The organism is Pseudomonas sp. B22129 (assembly GCF_044218875.1).
Classification (GTDB): domain Bacteria; phylum Pseudomonadota; class Gammaproteobacteria; order Pseudomonadales; family Pseudomonadaceae; genus Aquipseudomonas.
Genome location: NZ_CP162592.1, coordinates 5820282 through 5845133, shown reverse-complemented (window position 1 = coordinate 5845133; position 24852 = coordinate 5820282). Strand labels below are relative to the sequence as shown.

The window sequence follows — 24852 nt, the reverse complement described above, 5'->3', positions numbered from 1 at the left end:
GTTAAATCATGAAGCAGGACGCTTGGAAGCAACCTTTTTTCAGTGACAAGATGCCTGCTTGCGCATTGAAAGGGCATTGGGCGAGCTTTTGCCTTGTGGATGAAACCGGCAGTGGAAAGGCCTACGGTGGCCTCCCGTACACTCTTTACGACAGTACAGGGCGTCAGTACGACGGACGATTGGACGGGGACGGATTCGCCAGGTTGCAGGGCTTTTACTGCGGCCCGGTGGTCCTGAAACTGGACAGTTTGTATTCCGGAGCGCAAGAGCCCTATAACCGATTACGAATTCGCCAAGCCTATCAACTTCCCATCACCGAGCTTCAAGTTCGGGCCGAACAAACCCGGTTTTCTGCCGAGGATGGCCAGCGCATTGAGGGCAACCCCGCACAATCGCAAGCAGACCGGTTTTATCAAGTTGAAGTGAGGGATCTGGTTCGCCATGTGGCTCACCTGCCGGCGCCAATTCCAGGACGTCATAGGCCTCAACGGCATGCACTGAAAATGATGGCCGATCTGGGGTTTGGCCCTCCACAGCCCAGCCTTACTGGCGTTGTACTGTTCCCCAATCAACATAGCGTGCTGGAGGTACGCCCTTTACGCGCCCTGCGTCCGATACTGTCCATCGAGGATAAGTTCTGTGCCTTGAACCTGTACCAGTTGGCCCTGATGGCAGGCCTGAGTTACTGCGGTTTTGGCCAGCAACCCTCCAAAAAGCCTGAGGATCAAGTGTCGTTTCCTCTGGACCCGACGGTTGGAAATCTGTTTGCCGATAAGCTTTCAGGGTTTGAGGAGGCCTGGCGAATCGATCCGGAACAAACTCATCGCTACTACCCGCTTTATGAAGACGTTCCTTACTCCCGCAGGTTTGAAATCCTGCCTTTTGATCCCGAACTGTATCCGCCAAACCGTCCGCAGTTGGAGGAACAGCAGGAACACCCTGCAAGTCTGCATTTCTTCGATGATGAGAAGTTCGGAACGGATACCCAGGCGTTCATCACCCACCACGATGAAGTCATTCTGATTTCAGTACGGGGTACGGTCAGTGGCGCCGATATTTTGCGGGATGCAAACGCCCATCAGGTGAATTTCGCGGAGGGAGTCGGCCGGGTACACGAAGGGTTTTATCAAGCCTGTCAGGCCATGCGCGATTTTGTGCTGCGCTACCTCGAAAAGTTTCATGTTCGGCAACGGATAATCATCTGCGGTCACAGCCTGGGCGGTGCAATCGCTTTGCTCTTGGCTGAAGGGTTACGGCGCACGCCTGATCGTGACTACAACATCCTCCTCTACACCTACGGCGCCCCCCGCGCGGCCGACGCCGAATTCACCGACGGCGCCTCTTCCCTGGTCCACCACCGCATCGTCAACCACAACGACCCCGTCCCCAGCGTTCCCGCACCCTGGATGAACACCACCGCCAAATTATGGATCCCGGGAGCTGTGATGTTGTTCAGCACGCCTGCTCCAGGCGGTCTTCTATTTGCTGCGGGGCTGGTGCGCATCGACGGCAGCCCCTACCGGCATCACGGCGAGCAACAACACTTCATGCCGATCGCGCTCCCGGACGGTACCCGCTCCTCGATATTGTGGAAGCCCGGCTGTGAGTCAATTCAGGAGGCGGGCTGCAATCGCGCGGTGCAACTGCACGGTGATATGCCCAACCGCGACCTCCTGCTTAAACAACTGTTTCAGGCGAACGAGCACTTCATGACCGCCAGCTATATCCCGGCAGCGTGGGCCACACTGCGGCGCTGGCAGCAAACTGTGGAAAGCCAGGGGGCTTTGGTCACGCCGAGGGAGTTTGAGTTGATCGACCGTGCGCTTGAAACGATGACTCAGCAACTTCGCGACAAAAGGCGTGAGCTTGACCGTCGCCGCCCACCCAATCAGCGAAGCAATGAACACGACTATAACCCGGCATTGAACGCCGAAATCGATCGATTGCGCAGCAGCCGCCAGCGCCTGGAAACCCTGCGCTGGCGGCGCCTTGAGGCCCGCGACGTGTATGGCAGTCACGCCCACTCCACGCAACTGCAACCCAGCCTCAATCGCTGGTTCCGCCATCGTGAAAACCGCGAGCCGTCCCAAATCGCCAGTGTTCCGCCGCCCTCCCACAATGATCGGGGAAGGGTGCAAGCGCTGGATATCGATTCGATTGTCTGACCTGGCGGCTTACACGAACTCCACCTGAGCGGGTTGCCGTTTCATCAGCACCTTGCCGTTGCGGATCGAATACAGCGGCAAGCCTTGGCTGCGGATCACCTCGTAGTCGCTGTCTGCCGAAAGGATTAACAGGTTCGCCGGGCGGCCGGGCTCCAGGCCGTATCGGTCACCCAGGGCCATGGCTTTGGCGCTGTTATCGGTGACCAGGTCCAGGGCGCTTTGCAGGTTGCCGTAGCCCAGCATGTGGCAGATATGCAAGCCGGCTTCGAGCACACGCAGAATGTTGCCATTACCCAGCGGGTACCAGGGATCGACGATGGAATCCTGGCCGAAACAGACGTTCATGCCCGCTTCGAGCAGTTCGTTGACGCGGGTCACGCCCCGGCGTTTCGGGAAGTTATCGAAGCGGCCTTGCAGGTGGATGCTTTCGGTGGGGCAGGAGACAAAGCTGATGCCCGAGTGCCCAAGCAGGCGGAAAAGTTTGGCGCAATACGCGTTGTCGTAAGAACCCATGGCGGTGGTGTGGCTGGCGGTGACGCGTGCGCCCATGTCACGGCTACGCGCTTCTTCGGCGAGCACTTCGAGAAAGCGTGAGTGGGGGTCGTCGGTTTCGTCGCAGTGCACGTCCACCAGGCAACCCGTACGCTCGGCCAGGTCCATGAGGAATTTTACCGAGCTCACGCCCTGGTCGCGGGTGTATTCGAAGTGGGGGATACCGCCGATTACATCGGCGCCCAGGCGTATGGCTTCTTCCATCAATTGGCGGCCATTACGGTAAGACTCGATACCCTCCTGGGGGAAGGCGACGATTTGCAGGTCGATCAGGTGCGTGGTTTCTTCGCGTACTTCAAGCATGGCCTTGAGCGCGGTGAGGTCCGGGTCAGTGACGTCGACGTGGGTGCGCACGTGCTGGATGCCATGGGCGGCCAGGGCCTGGATGGTTTTTTTAGCCCGGGTCTTTGTATCTTCCTGGGTAATGGTGGCTTTGCGCTCGCCCCAGCATTCAATGCCTTCGAACAGCGTGCCGCTCATGTTCCAGCGCGGTTCGCCGGCGGTGAGGGTGGCGTCCAGGTGAATATGCGGCTCGACGAACGGCGGGGTTACCAGGTTACCGGCGGCATCCAGGTCATCGGGTGCCAGCACGGGTGCTGTTGTTTGTGCGGTGATACTGGCGATCCGGCCATGTTCCAGGTGCAGATCATGCAGGCCTTCACGGTTGCGCAGGCGGGCGTTGATGATATGCATGGGCAAGTTCCTCTTGGGCTGAAGCAATCAGGCATTAAATGCTTGTCAGTCGAACAGTGTGTGGGTGGTTTCGCCGCGATGGAAGGCAAACGCGGCTTCCAGGTCGCTTTCGATGGTGCGGCCCCGGGAGAGCGGCGGGAGGTTATCCAGGCTGAAAAAACCCACCTCGGTGGTTTCAAAACCGGCCGCCGGCGCAGCGTGATCCACGCGTTCACACAGGAAGTACAGCTTGTAGAAGTCCCGCACGTCCGGGCGATACAACCCCTTGGCTTTATGGGTAACGCTATACAGCGCCCGCGCCGTCACGGCCAGCCCGGCCTCTTCGCGGATCTCCTTGATGATGTTTTCCGCCGCCGACAAACCGATATCGGCATAACCGCCCGGCAGGGCCCAGCAGCCGTCGGTCAATTCGCGCACCAGCAGAATGCGATCACCCTCGATCACCGCACCGCGCACGTCGATCATCGGTGTCGAATAGCGTTTGGCAAAGTCAGTCACCAGCCCGCTGATGCGCTCCAGCGGTACATCCGCCAATTGCGCGAGCATGCTGTGGGCAATCTCGGCGATTTCCTCAAGGCGCTCGCGCTCGAAATCATCAGTGCAAAAGTGCAGCCCGGTGGAGGCCAACGCTTGCAAGCGCTTGGCCTGGGCCAGCCAGATAGTTTCCATGGTTGCTCCTAAAAGCGCTTGCTCATATACACACGATGCAGGCCGCACTCTACGGCGCGATGGGTTTCCGTGTAGCCGCGCCGGGCGTACAGCGCGATGTTCTCGGTCATGGTTTCGTTGGTATACAGATGGATGGCAGGGTAGCCCGCGTCGCGCGCCTGCTGTTCTGCAAAGTCCATCAATAGCCGCCCGAACCCCAGGCCTTGAGCTGCCGGAGCAACCGCCAGGTTATCCAGCACCAACGCGCCGTTTTCATTCAACAGAACAATAAAACCTTGAACCTGGCCGGCTTTATCGAGCACCTGCACATCACCGGTTTCGACGAGCTGGCGATAATCCTCCAGCATTGGCCCGGGCTGGCGGCCGATCCGTTCGATGTAAGGCGAGTAAGCTGCCTCGACGATGGCTTCGATCGAGGGAACATCGCTGGCAGTCGCGAAGCGTATCGAGGTGGACATGGCAGCGCGCTCTTTGGGCAGGGAGTCAAGACTGTAAGTTAGCCGGGCATAAAAAAACCACCGCCAGGGTGGTTTTTTCAGCGCGCCGGTTTACTCGCCGCGATAGATACAGCCGCTGGTGCAGGTCTCGTGGATGCGAATCGCGCTGAGCTCCGGCAGCAACGGCTTGAGCTCATTCCAGATCCATTTGGCCAGCACTTCGCTGGTCGGGTTTTCCAGGCCTGGGATGTCGTTGAGGTAGTTGTGGTCGAGGCGCTCATACAGCGGCTTGAAAATCGCCTTGATCTCCGAGAAGTCGCGAATCCAGCCGGTATGGGGGTCGAGGTCGCCGCTCAGGTGGATCGCCACTTTGAACGAATGCCCATGCAGGCGCCCGCATTTATGGCCTTCCGGTACGTGGGGCAGGCGGTGGGCGGATTCGAACGTAAACTCTTTGAAGATTTCCACGGTATTTTCGGCTCGGTCAGGTGTCTGGCAGGCGGCGAGTTTAACAGCTTGATCCCTCGCCGCGCATACCGCTGAGTCAAAGCGCTTGCAAGCGCTCGCCCAATTGACCGTTATCCGCCAGCCGCAGGAACTCGTCCCCCATTCGCTGGCTCTCGCTCATAGCGGTTTGCCAGTACTTGTTGCGGCTCGGGTCATCCCCCATGAAACGCTTGAAATCGCTGCGGTCGGGCAATTTGCCGTGGGGCAGGCGTGCCAGATAGTCCTTCGACGGCGCGAGCAGCAACACATCCTGCAAACCCTGTTGATTGCTGCGCCGCCACGGCAGGCCCTTGTCGAACCAGCCGGGGATGACCCGGTCGGTGAAATGCGGGTACAGCACGATATCGTCGCCGTGGTAGGGCAGGTCGAGGTGGTAGTCCAGCAAGCCGCCGTCGCGGTAGGTGCCCGCGCCAGCCCCGGGCAGGTCGCGCACGCCTTGCATCACCATCGGAATCGAGCCCGAGGCCAGCAGCGCCTGACGCAGGTTACCCAGTTCCAGGTTCAGGAAGCGTGACGGAAAATCCTTCAGCGGATGCACCGGCGGCGCCTGGCGCGGGTCGTGGATGATCAGCCGTTCGAAATGCCGCGACAGCCGTGCACGCCCCCGCAGATTATCGGCAATCACCGACGACAAGCCCAGGCCCAGGCGCCCCCGGTGGTCATCGGCAAGCAGGCCATGACTTTTGACGACCATGATGTTCAGGCGATAGTCGGGGTTGTCCAGCACCCGCGCGTCGCGGCCGGCCAGCAGGTCGTCGAGCATGCGCTGGCAGCTCTGGCTGACTTCGGCCATGGTCACGCCTTTGGCAAAGCGCTGTTCGTTGTATAGGCGGCCGAGGTCGAGCAGGCCTTGCACCGGATCGGGCAAGCAGGCACTGGCAAACCGCCAGGAGCCGATAGACGCGCCGATCAGCGCGCGTTCGCGTGGCGCGCGGGGCAGCCAGTCGCCGAACAGCGCCAGGTCCAGGCCCTGGATGCCCAACGCTTTGGGGCCGCCGGCAGCGCCGGGGAGAATGCCCACGTCGGCAGGTTTCAAGCCGCTCTCACGAATGCGTGCGAAGGCGCGTTTACCGGCTTTGAGCGTCAGGGCTGGAAATTTGATGTGGATGGCTGTCATACCGGTCTCTTTTGCAACGAGCGGGGCAGTATAGGAAAACTCGTACGTTGATAGGGGGATATACCTATAGGAAATTGCCATGGTGGCAATTCAGTTTCAGTTAAGTTGCGACGGATACCGTGTGCGGCGTAGGAAAAACATCCTGAAACGGAGACTCACCATGAAGCGCCTCACAGCGCTGGTCGCCGCCGGTATCATCGCCTCTACGGCGGCACAGGCCCGAGCAGTGGACCCCGACAAACCGCTGAAATTGCCTGGCACTGTTACAATTGTTGCGTTCGATCAATTGGAGGCCACCGCCCTGGCATTGCATCCCGGTTCGACCTTGCTGGACACCGACCTGGATGAGGCCTACGGCACTTACCTGTATCAAGTCGAACTGGAAGATGCCGACGGGGTCGAGTGGGAAGTCGAATTGGACGCGCTCACCGGGCACGTTCTCAAGAATCATCAGGATACGTAATGACGGTATATCGACGCGCCAGTGGTGTGATGGTGCTGGTGCTCCTGGCCTTTTGTTCAAGCATCAACGCCCGCGACCTCAACCAGGATGAAGCCTTGGCCTTGCGCGAGCAGGGGGTGATCCTGCCGTTGGAGCAACTGTTGCAGCAAGCCATGGCACGCTACCCGGGCTCGCGCCTGTTGGAAGCCGAGCTTGAAAAGAAGCACGGTAAATATGCTTATGAAGTCGAGCTGGTGACCCTTGAGGGCGTGGTGCGCGAAATCAGACTGGATGCTACAACCGGTGTATTGCTCAAAGATAAGGAAGACGACTGATGCGCCTGCTTCTGGTGGAAGACAACGTACCACTGGCCGATGAACTGCTGGCCGGCCTGCAGCGCCAGGGTTACGCCGTCGACTGGCTGGCCGATGGGCGCGACGCTGTGTATCAGGGGCGCAGCGAACCTTATGATCTGATCATCCTCGACCTCGGCCTGCCCGGTTTGCCGGGGTTGGAGGTGCTGGCGCAATGGCGTGCAGCCGCGCTGGTGACTCCGGTTCTTGTGCTCACCGCCCGTGATTCCTGGGCTGAGCGTATCGAAGGGCTCAAGGCCGGTGCCGATGATTACCTGAGTAAACCCTTTCATCCTGAAGAACTGCACCTGCGTATTCAGGCGCTGCTGCGTCGCTCCCATGGCCACGCCAACCAGCCGACGTTGCAAGCCGCTGGGCTGCATCTGGATGAAGGCCGCCAGTGCGTGCTGCGTGACGGTGCGGAGATTCAATTGACCGCTGCCGAATTCCGTCTGCTGCGTTACTTCATGTTGCATCCGGGACAGATCCTGTCGAAAGGCCACCTCGCCGAGCATCTGTATGACGGCGAGACGGAGCGCGACTCCAATGTGCTGGAAGTCCACGTCAACCACCTGCGCCGCAAGCTGGGCCGCAATGTGATCGAGACCCGGCGCGGGCAGGGTTACCGGTTTGGCGCGGGCTCTGCATGAGGTCGATCCAGCGGCGCCTGAGCCTGGGGCTGATCAGCGTGATGGTGGTGGTCGGCGTGGTGCTGGCGCAAACCAGCCTGTGGTTGTTCGAAGCCGGCTTGCAGCGCTACCTGGAAGCCGGCCTGCGCAACGACAGCGAGAACTTGCTGGTGGCGTTGGTGCGTGGCGCCGATGGTTTGCAACTGCATGAGAAACGCCTGTCACCGGCCTATCAACGGCCGTTTTCCGGGCACTATTTCCGGATTGATTTTGCCGACAAACATTGGCGTTCCCGCTCATTGTGGGACCAGGACCTGCCGCGTCTGCCCGAGGCCGGAATCAAGGGCAACTTGCAGTTGGGGCCGGAAGGGCAGCAGCTTCTGGTATTGCGTGAGGACTACAAACGCTTCGGCCAGTCGATTTCCATCAGCGTGGCGCAGGACTACACGCCGGTGCGGGAAAGCTTTCGCCTGATGCGTCAGATTGGTCTGGTGCTGGGGTTGGCGGCGCTGCTGCTGGTGCTGATCCTGCAAAGGGTCACCGTGCGCCGCGCCTTGCGCCCACTGGAAACCGCGCGCAACCAGATTGCCCAGTTGCAACAAGGCCAGCGCTCGCAACTCGACACTCAAGTGCCACAGGAACTGGAACCGCTGGTGGCGCAGATCAACCACTTGCTGGCGCACACCGAAGACAGTCTCAAGCGTTCGCGCAATGCACTGGGCAACCTGGGGCATGCGCTGAAAACACCGTTGGCAGTGCTGCTGAGCGTGGCGTCCAGCGAACAGCTCAAAGAGCACCCCGAGCTGGCTAAATTGCTGCGCGATCATCTGGAGCAGGTGCAACAGCGTCTGAACCGTGAGCTCAATCGTGCCCGCCTGGCGGGTGAAACGCTGCCAGGCGCCTTGTTTGACTGTGAAAAAGAACTGCCGGGCCTGCTCGCCACGTTGAACATGATCCACGGTCAACACTTGGACTTGAGCCACCACGTTACCCCTGGCCTGCAACTGCCCTGGGACCGTGAGGACCTGCTGGAACTGCTGGGCAACCTGCTGGACAACGCCTGCAAATGGGCCGACGCCGAAATACGCGTGACTATCGGCGAAACAGCGCACAGCTATCTGATTGAGGTTGAAGACGACGGCCCCGGCATTCCTGAAACCCAGCGTGCCCAAGTGTTCAGCCGCGGCACGCGCTTGGATGAGCAGATTGACGGCCATGGTTTGGGGCTGGGGATCGTGCGCGATATTGTCGAGGTGTGGGGCGGGGTGTTGCAGTTGCAGGAGAGTGAACTGGGTGGGTTGAAAGTGTTGATCGAGTTGCCGCGACGCCAGATCTGACACACAACGGCTTAAAATGTGCGGGCTTGCTCGCGAATGCAGGGTATCAGTCACTGGATATGTTGACTGTTGCACCGCATTCGCGAGCAAGCCCGCTCCCACATTGTGATCTTTACAGCGTTCGGAACCCATGCAGGTCGCATCAAACCCTGAACTGATCCATCAACCCCTGCTGCTGATTCGCCAGGCTGTTCAACGCCTGGCTGACCCGCGCCGACTCATTGGCCTGTTCAGACAGTGACTCGGTCACATCCCGAATCGTTGCCACGTTGCTGTTGATCTCCTCGGCCACCGCGCTTTGCTCTTCGGCGGCACTGGCGATTTGCAGGTTCATGTCACTGATCACTGTCACCGCATCGCCGATCTGGCGCAGGGCGGTCACCGCCTGGCCAACCTGCTCGACACTGCCCTGGGCCTGGCGATAGCTGTTACCCATGGAACCCACCACTTCCTCGGTGCCGCTCTGCAACTGCTCGATCACCAGGCGGGTTTCCTCCACCGACTCCTGGGTACGCCGCGCCAGGTTGCGCACTTCGTCAGCGACCACTGCAAACCCGCGCCCGGCCTCACCGGCGCGGGCGGCTTCGATGGCGGCGTTGAGTGCCAGCAGATTGGTCTGCTCGGCAATGCCGCGAATCACTTCCAGTACCGAACCGATCTTCTCGCTGTTGGCCGCAAGGCCTTCGACCTGGGCCATGGCGGTGCTCATGTCTGCCGCCAGGTGCCCGATATTGGTGGTGGTGTGGTCGATCACGGTCAAGCCTTCACGGGTGGCCTGGTCAGCATCGCGGGCTGCTTGCGCGGCCTGGGCGGCGCTGCGGGCGACGTCCTGGGCGGTGGCACTCATTTCGTGGGAGGCGGTGGCCACCTGATCGACCTGGCGGTATTGCTGCTCCATGCCCGCGCTGGTTTCAGTCGCAATTGCAGCGGATTGGTCGGCGGTGCCACGGGCGTCCTGCACCGAGCGTTTGACCTCGGCAATAATCGGTTGCAGCTTGTCGAGAAAGCGGTTGAACCAGCCGGCCAGTTGGCCCAGCTCATCCTTTTTGTCGTAGGCCAGGCGACGGGTCAGGTCGCCTTCGCCGCTGGCAATGTCTTCGAGCATGCGCGCCACACCGAGGATCGGCCGGGTCACGCTGCGCGCCATCAGCCACACCAGCATCAAACCGACCACCGCCGCGAGCAGGCCCAGGCTCAACTCCAGCAGGGTGCCCTTGGCATTGTCGGTATCCAGTTTGGCTTTCAGCGCTTCGGCCGGGGCGACCAGGACTTTCTCCGGCACATCCAGCAACACCCCCCATGGCTTGCCGTTCGGAATCGGTGTGAAGGGCGCGAGCACCTTGAGTTGGTGATCGGTGCGCAGGCTGCGGGTCTGGCTGCCGCTGGCCAGGGCGCTGATCAGTTGCGCGCCGCTGGCGGTATCGACCTGATCCAGGCGCTGGCTGAGCTTGCTGGCGTCCGGGCTGTAGCCGGCGAGCACGCCGGTGGGGCTGAGGATGCTGACCTGGGTCTGGCCGTCATACAGCTTTTGGCTGGCCTGTTGGCTCACGGCCTGCAGGCTGTTGAGGTTGATGTCCACCGACAGCGAGGCGATGACTTTGCCATTCACCATCAACGGGAACACGATGCTGGTCATCAGCACGTTTTGCCCGTTGATGACATAGAAGTAAGGCTCGATCACACACGGCTTGAGCGTGGTGCGCGGGCAGGTGAACCAGGCGTTGGCCTTTTCACCGCTGGGGCCGACGCGGGTGTCGGCCATGTCGCTTTCCGGCAGCGCCATCGACTCCAGTTTGCCTGGGGTGGGTTGCGACCAGTACAGGGCGAAGCGGCCCTTGTCGTTGCTGCCCAACTCGGCCTGGTTGGCGAACAGCTCATCCTTGCCATCCAGCGCGTTGGCTTCGAACACCAGCGACAAACCCAGCAGGTCAGGGTTGGCTTGCAGGGCGGCTTTAACCTGGCGGGTCAGGTCCTCACGGGTGTCGAAGGCGTCGAGAAAGCGTTTTTCCGCCTGCTCGCGCAAAAACAGCACTTGGCGGGAAAAACCGTGGCCGTACTGGTAGGCGTCCATGAATTGCTGGCGGATGCCCAGCGCCTGCACTTCACCCTGGGCCTCGATACGCGCCTGGGCGGCTTCGTCGAGCATCTGCATGCTGGCCGCCTTGACCTGCTGCGAACTCTGCTCCATGCGATACAACGACAGACCCACCAGCAGGGTCACGATCCCCAGCAGGCAAAGGCCGGCGAGCAGGGTGATTTTCCATTGAATGGAGAGCTGTCTGACGGACATCGAGGTGCATCCTTAACCTGAAAACACAGAGAATCAGGTTATCGGCTTCTTTTGAATTTTCTTTATTCAAACGATCAATTTAAACCTGAAAGCGGCGCCGTTTTTTGACATGCTGCCCCGCCTGCGGCACAGTGCGCGCCCTCTAATAAGACCTCCTTCAAGCCTGCACGCTGGCAGCCACACTGGCCGCCCGGGCGCGGGCATGCCTGTTTTTTTGTTTTTGCTTGAGGTAACCATGATTAACGCAGTCATCGCCGCGGTCGGCACCATGCTGGTGCTCAGCCTGTCCCGCGTGCATGTGGTCATCGCCATCATTGTCGGCGCCCTGGTTGGCGGGTTGACCGGTGGCCTTGGCATCGAGGCTACGCTCAAAGCCTTCAACGGTGGCTTGGGCGGTGGCGCGACGGTGGCGCTGTCCTACGCCTTGCTCGGTGCTTTCGCGGTGGCGATCGCCAAGTCCGGCCTGGCCCACGCGTTGGCCGACAAGGCGCTGATGCTGGTAGATCGCCAGGAAGCCACCGGCGGTAGCCACGTCAAATGGCTGTTGATCGGCTTGCTGTGGGTGGTGGCGATTGCTTCGCAGAACATTCTGCCGATCCACATCGCGTTTATCCCGTTGCTGGTGCCGCCACTGCTTTACGTGCTGACCAAGCTGCAACTGGACCGCCGCTTGATTGCTTGCGTGATGACCTTCGGCCTGATCACGCCCTACATGTTCCTGCCGGTGGGCTTCGGCAATATTTTTCTCAACCAGATCCTGCTGGCCAACGTGGCCAAGAGTGGGGTGGACATCAGCCAGGTCAACGTCACCCACGCCATGGGTTTGCCGGCGCTGGGCATGGTGGTTGGCCTGCTGGTGGCGGTGTTTATCAGCTACCGTAAAAAACGCGTGTATGACCTGGAGAAAATCGAGCGAGTCGAACAGGTGGCGGTGCAATACAACCCGCTGACCCTGTTGGTGGCGGGGCTGGCGATTGCCTCGGCGTTCATCATCCAGCTGTGGCTGGACTCGATGATCATCGGCGCCCTGGCCGGGTTCCTGATCTTTTCGGTCTCGGGCATCGTGCGCTGGCGTGAGACGGATGACCTGTTCACCGAAGGCATGAAGATGATGGCGATGATCGGCTTCATCATGATTGCCTCGTCGGGGTTTGCCGAGGTACTCAAGGCCACCGGTGACGTACGCTCGCTGGTGGAAACTTCGGCAGCGTTTATCGGGCATAGCCGCGGCGTGGGCGCGTTGTTGATGTTGCTGGTGGGGCTGTTGGTGACCATGGGGATTGGGTCGTCGTTTTCGACAGTGCCGATTTTGGCGGCGATTTTTGTGCCGTTATGCGTGCAACTGGGGTTCAGTCCGTTGGCCATTGTGTGCATCGTGGGTACGGCGGGGGCGCTGGGTGATGCGGGGTCGCCGGCTTCTGACTCGACGCTTGGGCCGACTTCCGGGTTGAATATTGACGGGCAGCATCACCATATCTGGGACACGGTGGTGCCGACCTTTTTGCATTACAACCTTCCGTTGTTGGCGTTTGGGTGGTTGGCTGCGATGACGCTTTGATGGTTTGCTGAGTACATATCCATTGTGTGGGTAACGGCTGATATGGGTTCCGCCCTTACGGCGGGTTACTTTGAAGCTGTATGGACCGGACACATGGTGGGTCAGCCAATTGATTCATTGATTGACACTCTGCATTCGCGAGCAAGCCCGCTCCCACATTTCTAACCGAGTAATACTTCAAGATCTGCATAGATCTACTTTTCCGTGGGAGCTGGCTTGCCTGCGATGGCATCAACTGGGTGTGCTTGACGTACCGAGTTGCCTGCATCGCAGGCAAGCCAGCTCCCACACTTGACTGCTTTTGCTCCACACCACTCAGGCCGCCGTGCTTGTGATCTGCTTTTGACTTTGATCCTGGGCGCCCCGTTAAAACACGCTGGCCGGATTACGGGCACACCGAGCCACAGCGAGGTGCCGAGTGTTGGGGCAAGAGCGTTTTGCTTACTTTTGCGCTTTTCAAAAGTGAGCCGCCGTAAGGGCGGAACCAATAGTGGCCATCACCCAAATAACGGATATGCCCCCCGCCAACCCACCCCCAGCTACAGATATCCCCCAACCAGCCGTTAACCTCTCAAGTCGCCACGAACAAGAGAGAAAATCCCATGCGTCTGAGCCTGAAGGCCAAAGTCCTGTCCCTCGCCATAGTGCCGGTATTGCTGTTCGCCGCTGTCATCAGCCTGACCACCGTGTGGATCCTCCAGACCCAGGCCCACAATGAGGTCGACGAAACCCGCCAGCGCCTGCTCAACGACGCCAAGGCCACCCTGCAAAGTTACGTCGAGGTGGCCATGACCACCATCAAACCCCTCTACGACGCCGCCGCCCCAGGCGACACCGCCACGCGCGCCCAAGTGGTCAAGCTCCTGTCGAATACAAGCTACGGCAAGGACGGCTACTTCTTCGGCTACGACTCCGAAACCATCCGCCTGTTCAAGGGCAACAGCCCCGACGGCGTGGGCAAGAGCTTCAAGGACAACCGCGACCCCAATGGCGTCTACGTCAACCGCGACCTGGTCAAGGTCGGCAAGGACGGCACCCACTACCTGCAATACAGCTCGACCCAGCCCGGCCAGACCGAACTGGTGCCCAAACTCGGCTACACCGAATACCTGCCCAAATGGGACATGGTCATCGGCACCTCGGTGAACCTCGATGGCATCGAAGCCCAAGTGGCAGTGGTTGAAGCCAAGGTCGAAAAACGCATGGAAGGCGTGCTGCTGAGCATCCTCGGCGTGGCCGTGGTGGTGCTGTTGGTCATTGCAGCGGTGGGCATGGTACTGGCGAATACCATCCTGCGGCCTTTGCATTTGATGAAAGCCAACCTCGACGATATTGCGGCAGGCGAGGGCGATTTGACCCGCCGCCTGGCCATCACCAGCAAGGATGAACTGGGCGATCTGGCCGGCGCGTTCAACCGTTTTGTCGACAAGATCCACGGCCTGGTGCGCCAGATCACTGAAATGACAAGCCAACTCACCGGCCTGGTCAGCCAGGTGTCGGATCAGGCCCAACGCTCCGAGCAGGCCATGGAACGCCAACGTCACGAAACTGATCAGGTCGCCACCGCGATCAACCAGATGTCGTCTGCCGCCCACGAAGTGGCGCGCAGTGCTCAGGGCGCCGCCGTGGCCGCGCAGCAAACCGACGCTGAAGGCCAGGCCGCCAAGCGCGTGGTGGATGGCAGCATTGCGCAAATCCATGCGCTGGTGAACGACATCCGCAGCAGCGGCGTGTCCCTCGACAGCCTGCAGCAGGACGTGTCGTCGATTGTCAGCGTGCTCGGCGTGATCCGTTCCATCGCCGAGCAGACCAACTTGCTGGCGCTCAACGCCGCCATCGAAGCCGCGCGGGCCGGCGAGGCCGGGCGTGGTTTTGCCGTGGTCGCCGACGAAGTTCGCGCCCTGGCCAGCCGCACCCAGACCAGCACCCAGGAAATCCAGGGCATGATCGACCGTCTGCAAAAAGGCACGGTCGCCGCCGTCGATGCCATGCGCCGCTCCAGTGATGCGGGCGACGGTACCTCGGCCAAAGCCAACGAAGCCGGGGCGTCGTTGGACACCATGGCCCAGTTGATCGGCACCATCAATTCGATGAACGCACAGATTGCCAGCGCCGCCGAAGAGCAAACCGCCGTGGCCGAAGAGATCAACCGTAGCGTGCATCAGATTGCCGTGGCGGTGGACAGTGTGGCGGATGAGACCCAGCTGGGGGCGCAGACCTCGCGTAGCCTTGCCGACTTGGGCCAGCGTTTGGGGCAATTGGTGGGGCAGTTCAGAATCTGATAAACAACGGAGCAGCTGTGGCGAGCGGGCTTGCCCCGCGTTGGGCTGCGTAGCAGCCCCAAAACCAGACGACGAGGAGTATCTGATACACCGCATTCTGCTTTCTGGGGCCGCTTCGCAGCCCAACGCGGGGCAAGCCCGCTCGCCACAAGAAGCCTGCTTGCCACAACAGGCCCGCTTGCTACGGGCTTTGGGTTTACTTCAATAACGTCGCCAGCACCGCCTCGGTTTCCGTCAACAGCCGCGTGGCGTCTTTCTCGGAAAACACCAGCGGCGGCCGTATCTTCAACGTGTTGGCGGCAAACCCGGTGGCCGAAATCAACACTCGCCGCTCGCGCAAACCATTGACGATGGCACTGGTGAGCGCCGCGTCCGGGGTCTTGGCCTCGCGGTCGCTGACCATCTCCACGCCGATATACAAGCCGGCGCCGCGCACGTCGCCAATCTGTTCATAGCGGCTGGCGATATCCTCGAAACCGGCGCGGATAAAGCGGCCCACGCGCTCCGAATTCTCCAGCAGTTTCTCTTCATTGATCACATCAAGGGTCGCCTGCGCCGCTGCGATGGCCACGGTATTTCCGCCAAACGTATTGAAATAACGCATGTCCTGGCCGAAGCGCGCGACGATTTCCGGCGCGATGGCGATGGCGGCGACCGGGAAGCCGTTACCCATCGGTTTGCCCAGGGTGATGATGTCCGGGTCGATGCCGTGGCGCTGGTAACCCCACAGCGCGTCGCCGGTACGTGCAAAACCTGACTGCACTTCATCGGCAACAAACAGCCCGCCCGCCTTACGCACCACTTCCGCCACCGGCCCGAGCAAGTCGGTGGGGTCGGAGAACACGCCGTCGGAGGAGAAAATCGAATCGACGATAAACGCCGCCAGGCCTTCGCCACGGCGCTCCAGGTCCTGGATCTGCAGGCTCACCTGGTCAGCGAACCACTGGCCCATGGTTTCTTTCGGGATGCGGTATGAGTCCGGCGTCGGCACGCGGCGCACCCAGGTGCCCAGCGGCGAACTGGCACCCAGCGACGGCGAGAAACCGGCGGTGAGGTGCGAATTTCCGTGGTACGCCTCGGAGGTAATGATGATGCCTTTCTTGCCGGTGTGGTGCTGGGCAATGCGCATCGCCAGGTCGTTGGCCTCGGAGCCGGTGCAGGTAAACATCATGTGCCCCGACTCACCCACGCGCCCGCCAAAGGTACCGAGCAATTGCTCGGCGTAGTCGAGGATGCCGTCCTGGATATAGCGCGTGTGGGTGCATAGCGTGTGCGCCTGGCGGCTGATCGCGTCCGCCACCTTGGGGTGCGCATGGCCCACCGACACCACGTTGTTATAGGCATCCAGGTATTCATTGCCGTGCTTGTCGTAGAGCAACACGCCCTGGCCACGGCTGACTTGCACCGGGTTTTGATAGAACAGGCGATAGGCCGGGCCCAGCAGGCGGATGCGCCTTTCGATCTGGTGGCGGGTGTCAGCGTCGAGGTTCTTCAGGCTTTCGGGGTTGAAAGCGTTGACCATCGTGGCGTGACGCTTGGGCGTGTCAGTCATGGTGCACTCCGGGCGGGCAGGGCGGTTGGCCTGCGGGGTTAGGGTGGTTCAGACAGCAGTGAAGACAGGCGCCAGCATACTCATCATCGTTATTGTCGACAATAATCAATTTATTATTTCTGACGTATTGTAATATTGTCGACATTCTTCAATAATCGATTTCGCCACCTTATCCACCGCCAGGAGAAACCCGATGTCCGGCACCACCATCAAGAATCGAGCGGTATTGCAGGGCAGCGGCGACACGGCGTTGCGCCGCCTGGCCCTGAGCATTGCAGAGGCGGGCATTGCCTACGCCGACCCCGGCAATGCAGTGCAGCGTTTCGTGACTTTGGAAGGCGACACCCTGGTGGTCGAGGGTCAACGTTACTCATTGGCCGACGGCGTGCGGGTGTTTGTGGTGGGCGCCGGCAAGGCGAGTTTTCCCATCGCCAAGGCACTTGACGCGCTGCTCGGCGCACGCATCCATAAAGGCTTGGTGACCTGCAAATACGGGCAGGAGGGCAGCCTCGACCATATCGAACTGCGCCTGGCCAGCCACCCGATTCCGGACGAAGCCTCGTTGAAGTCGGCGACAGATACCGTCGAACTGCTGAAAGACGTGCGTGCCGGCGACATCGTGCTCGGCTGCTTCACCGGCGGTTCGTCATCCTTGTTCGTCGCCCCGGTGCCCGGCATCTCATTGGCCGAAAAGGCCCTGGCCAACGACCTGCTGCTGACCTGCGGCGCGAACATCGTCGAAATCAACGACGTGCGCAAACACCTATCCACCGTCAAAGGCGGCCGCCTGATTCGCCACCTCGCCCCCGGCGCCGTGCTGATCAACCTCACCGTGTCGGACGTGATCGGCGACGCGCTGGACTACATCACCGACCCCAGCGTGCCCGACCGCTCCACCTTCGCCGACGCCCAGGCCGTGCTCGACAAATACCACCTGTGGGACCGCATGCCGGTGGCTATCGCCGCTTACTTGCGCCTGGCGCCGCCGGAGGATGAAACCGTACGCGCTGAAGAGCTGGCGCACCTGACCTGCCAGGACGTGATCCTCGTCGCCGCCGACGCCGCCTGCATCGGCGCCTCCAACGAAGCGCGGCGTAACGGCTACAACCCGCTGCTGCTGTCGACCTTTTTTGAAGGCGAAAGCAGCGCGCTGGGCCGCAACCTGGTGGCCATCGCCAAACAAATTGCCCTCGACGGCCGCCCGTTGTTCCCGCCGTGCGTGCTGATCGGCGGCGGTGAAACCACCGTCACCACCGGCGGCCAACGCGGCACTGGCGGCCCCAACCAGGAATTCGCGGTGAGCGCCGCCCTGGAATTGCAGGGCACGCGCGGCATCGTGGTGCTCGGCCTGGACACCGACGGCACCGACGGGCCGACCCGTTACGCCGGCGGCATCGCCGATGGCAGCACCGCGCAACGCGCGCTGGAGCTGGGTGTCGACCTGCACCAGGCCCTGGCCCGGCACAACGTGACGCCGGCGCTGGAGCAGATTTTCCATGCCATCGAGACAGGCGCGACGGGCACCAACGTCAACGACCTGAAACTCGTCCTGATCGCCAAACCGTAAACAAAGGAGAACCCCATGCTGACGGGCCAAAAACCGACCTGGCTGACGTTCGATTGCTACGGCACCCTGATCCAGTGGGATGAAGGTGTACGCGCCGCGTTGACCGAAATCCTCGAACGCCGTGGGCGCACCGACATCGACCTCAAGCAGGTCATCGCCTGGCACGACGAGCGTGAACACGTGCTGGAGCAATCGGTGCCGTTCATGAAGTTTCGCGCCATCGTCGCCCAGAGTTTTGTCGAGGCCATGACCCACTTCGGCGTGCCCACCGACCTCGCCGATTTCGACTTGCTGCTGCAACGCATCTCGGCCATGCCGCCGTTCCCCGAAGTGGTCGCCGCGCTCACCGAGCTCAAGCGCATGGGCTTCAAGCTGTGCATCGTGTCCAACACCGAAGACTCGGTGATCGCCGGCAACGTCGCGCAACTGGGCGGCACCATCGACCGTGTGATCACCGCCGAACAGGCGCGCGCCTACAAGCCTTCGCCGCAATTGTTCAACCACGCTCACCGCGAGCTGGGCGTGGACAAGGCCGAGGTGGTGCACATCTGCGCCTCGCCCCTGCTCGACCTTACCGCCGCGCGGGACATCGGCTTTCGCTGCGTGTGGATCGACCGGGGCACGGGCCGCAAGGCGCCCGCCGATTACACCCCCGATGAAATTTTTCCAAACCTGTCCCACGTCCCTGCGCTGTTCAAATCCCTGGGTTGGTAAACCCTCACAAAACCACTGGAGGCACCATGTTTACGCGTTTGAATTACTCGGATCGTCCGGCACCCACCACGCAGTTTTCCGAAGCCGCGCTGGTAGACCGTTCCACGCGCCTGCTGATCACCTCCGGGCAGATCGGCGTCGGCCCCGATGGCCGCTTGGGCGAGACCGCTGAAGAGCAGATCGACATCACCTGGAAGAACATCCTGCAATTGCTCAAGGAAGCCGGCACTTCGCCCGAGCACATCGTCAAGGCCACGACTTACCTGACCAGTGCCGAGGACATTGCGATCTATCGCACTATCCGCAACCGCTACATCCCGACCGTGCGCGCGTGTTCCACGCTGGTGATCGTGCCGGCGCTGGCCGACCCGGGCTACAAAGTCGAAGTCGAACTGATCGTGGCCGTCCCCGACGCTGCCTGACCCCCGCCAATTCCCCCGCAGACAGGGTGCGCACATGAGCAAGACAAAGCTGAACTCGATTCTTCAACCACTGGACCGCGCCGCCTGGACGGCCACGGCCGAAAGCGCGCCGGTATTGCAGGCGTTGCAGGAAGATTTGGTGGTGGATGTGGCGATTGTCGGCGCGGGGTTTACCGGGTTGTCGGCGGCCATCGAGCTGGCCTCGCGCGGTGTATCGGTGGCGGTGCTGGACGCCGGACTGGTCGGCGGTGGTGCCTCCGGGCGCAACGGCGGGCAGATCAACCCCGGCCTCAAGCTCGACCCCCATGATGTGCTGGCCAAGCACGCGGAGATCGCCGACCACGCCCTGGATTTTTCCGGCCGTGCGCCGGACGTGGTGTTCGACCTGGTCGCACGCTACAACATTCAATGCCATATCAAACGCACCGGCTGGTTGATGCCCGCGCACCGCGAAAGCGCCGAGGCTGACCTTGAGCGGCGCGCCAAGGGCTGGATCAGTCGCGGCGTGCCGGTGCGCACGCTGGGCCGCGAAGAAACCCGACGCATCACCGGCAGCCCGGCCTACACCGGGGCGATCATCGACCCGCGCGGCGGCAATCTGCAGCCGTTGAGTTACGTGCGCGGCCTGGCCCGTGCGGCGGTCAGCGAAGGGGCGCGCGTGTTTGAAAAGACCCCGGTGACCGCGCTGGAGCAAGCCGCTGATCAATGGCTGGTGACGACGCCCAAGGGCAACGTGCGCGCAGCGCAGGTCATCCTTGCCACCAACGGCTACACCGACGGGCTGTGGCCGGGGCTCAAGCAAACTATCATCCCGATTCACTCGTTCCAGATCGCCACGGTTCCCTTGTCACCGGCCCTGGGCGCGACGATTTTGCCCGAAGGCCACCACGCCGCCGACACCCGTCGCCTGATCCAGTACTTTCGCCGTGACAGCGCCGGGCGGTTTTTCCTCGGTGGCGAAGGCAAGGCAGGTGGTGCCAAGACGCCGTCGGACTTCTCGCACCTGTACCGCCTGATGGTCCAGGCCTACCCACAACTTGAAGGCGTAGCCATTGAATACGCCTGGTCTGGTCAGTTGGCCGTCACCCCGGATTACTTGCCGCACGTGCACGAGCCAGCGCCAGGCATCAGCGCGGTGCTCGGCTGCCAGGGCCGGGGCATTGCCATGATGACCGCGATGGGCCAATCACTGGCCGCGCATTTGCTCGACCGTTCTTCAGCGCTGGGCCTGCCCGTTACCCGCCTCAAGCGCATCCCGTTTCACGGACTGAACCAGCTCTACGCCGCTGTGGCCTCGAGCTGGTTCCGCATGATGGATGTGAACTGAAACCCTGCGCACGACAGGGCCACGCGTGACTTAACGATCAGGGGAATACCATGTTGAAGCACTTCAGATTGGCGCGTTGTATCGGCACCCTTGCAGTACTGGCCTCGGCGGTTGCCGCAGGCCAGGCCTCGGCCCGCGACTTTACCGTGGTCGGGTGGGGCGGCGTGACCCAGGATGCGCAAAGGGCAATCTACTTTGCCCCGTTCTCCAAGGCCATCGGCAAGCCGGTGCTGGAAGATTCCTGGGACGGCGGTTACGGCGTGTTGCAAGCCAAGGTCAAGGCCGGCAACCCTAACTGGGACGTGGTGCAGGTGGAGTCCGATGTGCTTGAGCTTGGCTGCGCCGACGGGCTGTTCGAGAAGCTCGACTGGAGCAAGATCATCGCGAAGGACAAGTTTCTGCCCGATGCCATCAGCACTTGCGGCGCCGGCGTTTACTACTGGTCGGTGGCCATGGGTTACGACGCCGACAAGTTCCAGGTCGGCCCGGCCAACTGGGCAGATTTCTGGGACCTGAAGAAATTCCCCGGCAAGCGTTCGCTGCGCAAGGGCGCCAAGTACAACCTGGAATTCGCGCTGCTCGCCGACGGCGTAGCGCCGAAGGATTTGTACAGCGTACTGGAGACCCCGGAAGGCGTGGATCGCGCGTTCCGCAAGCTCGACGAACTGCGCCCCAACATCCTTTGGTGGGATGCCGGCGGCCAACCGCTGCAATACCTGGCCTCGGGTGAAGTGGCGCTGGCGGCGGTGTACAACGGCCGGCTGACCAACATCAGCAAGACCGAACACAAGCACTACAAACTGGTGTGGCCGGGCAGCATCTACGCGATGGACAGCTGGGTGATTCTCAAGGGCGCCGAGCACAAAGACCTTGCCACCCCATTCCTCGCGTTCGCCAGCCGCTCCGAAAACCAGGCGAAGTTCCCGAGCCTGGTCTCCTACGGCGTGCCCAACCGTGACGCGGCGGCGTTGATTCCGCCGGCCGATTACGTCGACCTGCCGAGCAACCCCGAGAACATGAAAGAGGCGATTCCACTGAACACCACGTTCTGGAACGACCATCTGGAAGACCTGACCGCCCGCTACAACGCCTGGCTCGCCAAGTAGGGCGCGCCTGGCTTTTGCACGTCCTGCCACGGTGAAGAGTGCGCCCCGCGTTGCGGGCGCACGACAAAAATACGCTCAGAGGATGCCGTTGTGACTGATTTCAGAATACGTTTTGCGGGCGTCACCAAGAATTATGGTGCCATCAACGTGATCGACAACCTGTCCCTGGACATTCAGGCCGGCGAGTTCGTCAGCCTGTTGGGACCGTCGGGCTCCGGCAAAACCACCTTGCTGATGATGCTGGCCGGTTTCGAAACCGCCAGCCACGGCGACATCATCGTCAACGGGGTTACCGTCAACGACCTGCCGCCGCACAAGCGCGACATGGGCGTGGTGTTTCAGAATTACGCGCTGTTCCCGCACAAAACCGTCGGTGAAAACGTCGCCTTCCCCCTGCGTATGCGCGGGGTCAGCCGCAGTGAAACCCAGCAGCGCGTGGCCCGTGCCTTGGACATGGTGCAACTGAGCGCCTTGAGTGACCGCCACCCCACCCAATTGTCCGGCGGCCAGCAGCAACGGGTCGCCCTGGCTCGCGCGCTGGTGTTCGAGCCGCGCGTGGTGCTGATGGACGAACCCCTCGGTGCGCTGGACAAACAGCTGCGCGAACAGATGCAATTGGACATCCGCGAGCTGCACAACCGCCTCGGCCTGACCATCGTGTTTGTGACCCACGACCAGTCTGAAGCGCTGACCATGTCCGACCGCATTGCCGTGTTCAACAAGGGCAAGATCGAACAGATCGGCTCGCCCCGCGACATCTACGACCGCCCGCAAACGCGCTTTGTCGCGCAATTTATCGGTGAGACCAACCTGCTCGAAGGCCGCCTGGTGAGCATCGACGGCGAGCGCGCCGAGGTGCTGCTCGGCAGTGGCGTGACCATCCGCGTGCCGGCGTCGGGCTTGAACGTGGGCCAGAACGTGATGGTCTCGGTACGCCCGGAACGGCTGACGCTGTCGGACACGCCGCGCCCGGTCAACTCGCTGCCGGTGCGGATGGTCGACGCCGTGTACCAGGGCGACCACCTGCGCGCCCAATTGGCCGGCGACAACCTGACCCTCACCGCACGCCTGTGCCGCTCGCAGCCTGAACATTCCAACGGCACGCAGATGCAGGCGCACTTCGACCCACGGGACTGCTGGATGATTGCCTCATGAGCACGCTGACCGTGGCTAAACGGCGCTCGGCGATCCTGCTGGTGCTGCCGCTGTTTCTATTTATGCTGGCGTTTTTCCTGTGGCCGCTGGGCACCGTGATGCAACAGGCGGTCTCGGACAAGTCCGTGCTCAATGTATTGCCGCTGACCCAGGCCGCTGCGGCACATTGGGACGGGCAATCATTGCCGGGCCCGGCCATCGAGCAGGCGTTTGTCAGCGATATCCGCAACGTCGACGACCAGCAGCACATCGGCGAAATGGTGCGCCGCCTCAACAGTGCGTCGCCGGGTTTTCGCACCCTGATCAGCAAGACCCAAACCGCGATCCAGGCCACCGACGGCCCGGTGGACCTGGTCAGTGTCGACAAGCGCTGGGCCGAGTTGCGCTACTGGCAGACCATCCGCGATGCGCTGGCGCCGGTGACCGACCGCTTCCTGCTGGCCTCGGTAGACCTGCAACGCGACAGCCTCGGTGCCATCGTCGATATGCCAGGCGATGCCTCGGCCAACCGCACCATCATGCTGCGTACCTTTGGCATGACTGCGACCATTACCGTGTTGTGCCTGTTGCTCGGTTACCCCTACGCGGTATTGCTGGCGAGCGTCAGCGGCTGGCGCCGCAATGTGTTGCTCGGCGCCGTGCTGCTGCCGCTGTGGACCTCGCTGCTGGTGCGCACCACCGCCTGGTTTATCGTGCTGCAAGACAACGGCATCGTGAACCGCGTGCTGATGCTGTTGCACATCACCGATCACCCGCTGGCGCTGGTGTTCAACCGCACCGGCGTGATCATCGCCATGACCCACGTGCTGCTGCCGCTGATGGTGCTGCCGATCTACAGCGTGCTGCTGGGTATTCCGCGCAACCTTGTACCGGCAGCCGGGTCGCTGGGTGCCAAGCCATGGCGCGCGTTTATTGAAGTGACGCTGCCGTTGAGCACGCGGGGGATTACCTCGGGCGTGTTGCTGGTGTTCATGTCGGCCGTGGGCTACTACATCACCCCGGCGCTGATCGGTGGGCCGAAAGACCAGATGATCAGCTCGGTGATCGCCTTCTACGCCACCGGTGCCGCCAACTGGGGCATGGCCAGCGCGTTGGGCCTGGTGCTGCTGGTGATTACCCTGGTGCTGTACACCGTGTACAGACGTCTTTCCACCCGTGAACAGGAAGCGGACGAATGAAAACCAACCCGTTGCTGGCCATTTTCGGCGCCTGCATGGTGGTGTTCCTGCTGGCACCGCTGCTGGCCGTATTGCCGCTGGCGTTCACCTCCAGCTCGTTTCTGGTGTACCCGATTCCCTCGTTCTCGCTGCGCTGGTTCGAGCGGCTGTTCACGGCGCAGGCCTGGCAGTTGTCGATCATCAACAGCCTGATCATGGCCGTGGGCGCGACCACCTTGGCTACCTGCCTGGGCACGCTGGCGGCCTTGGGGTTGCGGCGCAAGGGCGTGCCGTTTCGCGGCGTGGTCAACTCGCTGTTCCTGTTACCGATGGTGGTGCCCGCCGTAGTGCTGGGCGTGGGCATGCAGATGTTCCTGCAAACCCTCGGGCTGACCAACAGTTACAGCGGCGTGATCGTCGCCCACACGGTGCTGGCGGTGCCGTTTGTGGTGATCAGCGTGTCCGGCGCGCTGGCCGGAATCAATCCCAAGCTGGAACTCGCCGCCGCCAGCCTGGGCGCGAGCCCGTTGACGGTGTTGCGCACCACCACCTTGCCGCTGGCGCTGCCGGGGATTCTTTCAGGTGCGGTATTGGCCTTCGCCACGTCGCTGGATGAAGTGGTGCTGACGCTCTTCGTCGCCGGCCCCGGCCAGCGCACGTTGGCGTTGCAGATGTTTTCCAGCATTCGCGAAAACATCAGCCCGGAAATTGCAGCGGCTGCGTTTCTGTTCATCGTCGGCACGTTGCTGATCGGCTTGAGCGTGGTGCTGCTGCGTCGCCGTCGTCAGCGCCGTTTGCTCAGCGTTTAACCTCAACTTCAC

21 protein-coding genes and 3 pseudogenes are annotated in these 24852 nt (G+C 61.6%); 16 read left to right on the top strand and 8 right to left on the bottom strand.

Annotated features, from left to right (window positions below; all coding sequences use genetic code 11):
- Window positions 1-8 precede the first annotated feature (8 nt).
- Window positions 9-2165, top strand: coding sequence for a lipase family protein (locus tag AB4P94_RS26445; protein WP_395608227.1), 2157 nt, complete (start codon window positions 9-11; stop codon window positions 2163-2165).
- A gap of 9 nt (window positions 2166-2174) precedes the next feature.
- Here AB4P94_RS26445 and codA read toward each other — a convergent pair whose 3' ends face one another.
- The 5 genes from codA to AB4P94_RS26420 all read right to left on the bottom strand — a co-directional run bounded on the left by codA (window position 2175) and on the right by AB4P94_RS26420 (window position 6140).
- Window positions 2175-3410 (bottom strand): cytosine deaminase, encoded by a 1236-nt coding sequence (gene codA, locus AB4P94_RS26440; protein WP_395608226.1) that lies wholly within the window; start codon window positions 3408-3410, stop codon window positions 2175-2177.
- 45 nt (window positions 3411-3455) lie between these two features.
- Window positions 3456-4079, bottom strand: coding sequence for an NUDIX hydrolase (locus AB4P94_RS26435; RefSeq protein WP_395608225.1), 624 nt, complete (start codon window positions 4077-4079; stop codon window positions 3456-3458).
- 8 nt (window positions 4080-4087) lie between these two features.
- Window positions 4088-4537 (bottom strand): GNAT family N-acetyltransferase, encoded by a 450-nt coding sequence (locus AB4P94_RS26430; RefSeq protein WP_395608224.1) that lies wholly within the window; start codon window positions 4535-4537, stop codon window positions 4088-4090.
- Between the two features lie 90 nt (window positions 4538-4627).
- Window positions 4628-4984: a 6-carboxytetrahydropterin synthase QueD gene (queD, locus tag AB4P94_RS26425; RefSeq protein WP_003190259.1), complete on the bottom strand. Its 357-nt coding sequence runs from the start codon at window positions 4982-4984 to the stop codon at window positions 4628-4630.
- Window positions 4985-5060: 76 nt separating this feature from the next.
- Window positions 5061-6140 (bottom strand): patatin-like phospholipase family protein, encoded by a 1080-nt coding sequence (locus AB4P94_RS26420; protein ID WP_395608223.1) that lies wholly within the window; start codon window positions 6138-6140, stop codon window positions 5061-5063.
- Window positions 6141-6300: 160 nt separating this feature from the next.
- On the opposite strand from AB4P94_RS26420, the gene AB4P94_RS26415 reads away from it, so the two are divergent.
- Genes AB4P94_RS26415 through AB4P94_RS26400 form a run of 4 tightly spaced genes read left to right on the top strand, consistent with a single transcriptional unit; the run spans window position 6301 to window position 8901 of the window.
- Window positions 6301-6603 (top strand): PepSY domain-containing protein, encoded by a 303-nt coding sequence (locus tag AB4P94_RS26415; RefSeq protein WP_395608222.1) that lies wholly within the window; start codon window positions 6301-6303, stop codon window positions 6601-6603.
- On the top strand, window positions 6603-6917 hold the full coding sequence (locus tag AB4P94_RS26410) for a PepSY domain-containing protein (RefSeq protein WP_395608221.1): 315 nt from the start codon (window positions 6603-6605) through the stop codon (window positions 6915-6917). The genes AB4P94_RS26415 and AB4P94_RS26410 overlap by 1 nt, the downstream gene beginning before the upstream one ends.
- Window positions 6917-7585, top strand: a complete 669-nt coding sequence (locus tag AB4P94_RS26405) for a response regulator transcription factor (protein ID WP_395608220.1) — start codon at window positions 6917-6919, stop codon at window positions 7583-7585. Before AB4P94_RS26410 ends, AB4P94_RS26405 begins: the two co-directional genes overlap by 1 nt.
- Complete coding sequence (locus AB4P94_RS26400; RefSeq protein ID WP_395608219.1) at window positions 7582-8901, top strand: sensor histidine kinase; 1320 nt, start codon at window positions 7582-7584, stop codon at window positions 8899-8901. Before AB4P94_RS26405 ends, AB4P94_RS26400 begins: the two co-directional genes overlap by 4 nt.
- Window positions 8902-9043: 142 nt before the next feature.
- On the opposite strand, the pseudogene AB4P94_RS26395 reads toward AB4P94_RS26400, so the two are convergent.
- Window positions 9044-9556 (bottom strand): annotated as a pseudogene (locus AB4P94_RS26395) (methyl-accepting chemotaxis protein); the annotation flags it as partial.
- Between the two features lie 393 nt (window positions 9557-9949).
- Window positions 9950-10972 (bottom strand): annotated as a pseudogene (locus AB4P94_RS26390) (chemotaxis protein); the annotation flags it as partial.
- 457 nt (window positions 10973-11429) lie between these two features.
- On the opposite strand from AB4P94_RS26390, the gene AB4P94_RS26385 reads away from it, so the two are divergent.
- The 3 genes and pseudogenes from AB4P94_RS26385 to AB4P94_RS26375 all read left to right on the top strand — a co-directional run bounded on the left by AB4P94_RS26385 (window position 11430) and on the right by AB4P94_RS26375 (window position 15031).
- Window positions 11430-12749 carry a Na+/H+ antiporter family protein gene (locus AB4P94_RS26385; RefSeq protein WP_395611394.1) on the top strand — a complete coding sequence of 440 codons (1320 nt, stop codon included), beginning with the start codon at window positions 11430-11432 and terminating at the stop codon, window positions 12747-12749.
- A gap of 602 nt (window positions 12750-13351) precedes the next feature.
- A pseudogene (locus AB4P94_RS26380) lies at window positions 13352-14125 on the top strand (cache domain-containing protein); the annotation flags it as partial.
- Between the two features lie 84 nt (window positions 14126-14209).
- A complete protein-coding gene (locus AB4P94_RS26375) occupies window positions 14210-15031 on the top strand; it encodes a methyl-accepting chemotaxis protein (protein WP_395611393.1) in 822 nt (273 codons plus the stop codon).
- 196 nt (window positions 15032-15227) lie between these two features.
- Here AB4P94_RS26375 and AB4P94_RS26370 read toward each other — a convergent pair whose 3' ends face one another.
- Window positions 15228-16583: an aspartate aminotransferase family protein gene (locus tag AB4P94_RS26370; protein WP_395608218.1), complete on the bottom strand. Its 1356-nt coding sequence runs from the start codon at window positions 16581-16583 to the stop codon at window positions 15228-15230.
- Window positions 16584-16776: 193 nt separating this feature from the next.
- Here AB4P94_RS26370 and AB4P94_RS26365 point away from each other — a divergent pair, with 193 nt between their 5' ends.
- The 8 genes from AB4P94_RS26365 (at window position 16777) to AB4P94_RS26330 (ending at window position 24840) form a co-directional block, all read left to right on the top strand.
- A complete protein-coding gene (locus tag AB4P94_RS26365) occupies window positions 16777-18150 on the top strand; it encodes a glycerate kinase (protein ID WP_395608217.1) in 1374 nt (457 codons plus the stop codon).
- A 15-nt stretch (window positions 18151-18165) separates the two neighbouring features.
- On the top strand, window positions 18166-18864 hold the full coding sequence (locus tag AB4P94_RS26360) for a haloacid dehalogenase type II (protein WP_017256004.1): 699 nt from the start codon (window positions 18166-18168) through the stop codon (window positions 18862-18864).
- Window positions 18865-18890: 26 nt separating this feature from the next.
- On the top strand, window positions 18891-19286 hold the full coding sequence (locus AB4P94_RS26355; protein WP_395608216.1) for a RidA family protein: 396 nt from the start codon (window positions 18891-18893) through the stop codon (window positions 19284-19286).
- A 34-nt stretch (window positions 19287-19320) separates the two neighbouring features.
- Window positions 19321-20613, top strand: coding sequence for an NAD(P)/FAD-dependent oxidoreductase (locus tag AB4P94_RS26350; RefSeq protein ID WP_395608215.1), 1293 nt, complete (start codon window positions 19321-19323; stop codon window positions 20611-20613).
- Between the two features lie 50 nt (window positions 20614-20663).
- Complete coding sequence (locus tag AB4P94_RS26345) at window positions 20664-21719, top strand: ABC transporter substrate-binding protein (RefSeq protein WP_395608214.1); 1056 nt, start codon at window positions 20664-20666, stop codon at window positions 21717-21719.
- 90 nt (window positions 21720-21809) lie between these two features.
- Window positions 21810-22874 (top strand): ABC transporter ATP-binding protein, encoded by a 1065-nt coding sequence (locus AB4P94_RS26340; RefSeq protein ID WP_395608213.1) that lies wholly within the window; start codon window positions 21810-21812, stop codon window positions 22872-22874.
- Window positions 22871-24052: an ABC transporter permease gene (locus AB4P94_RS26335; protein ID WP_395608212.1), complete on the top strand. Its 1182-nt coding sequence runs from the start codon at window positions 22871-22873 to the stop codon at window positions 24050-24052. Before AB4P94_RS26340 ends, AB4P94_RS26335 begins: the two co-directional genes overlap by 4 nt.
- Entirely contained in the window at window positions 24049-24840 is a 792-nt protein-coding gene (locus AB4P94_RS26330) for an ABC transporter permease (protein WP_395608211.1), read from the top strand. The genes AB4P94_RS26335 and AB4P94_RS26330 overlap by 4 nt, the downstream gene beginning before the upstream one ends.
- Window positions 24841-24852: the final 12 nt, after the last annotated feature.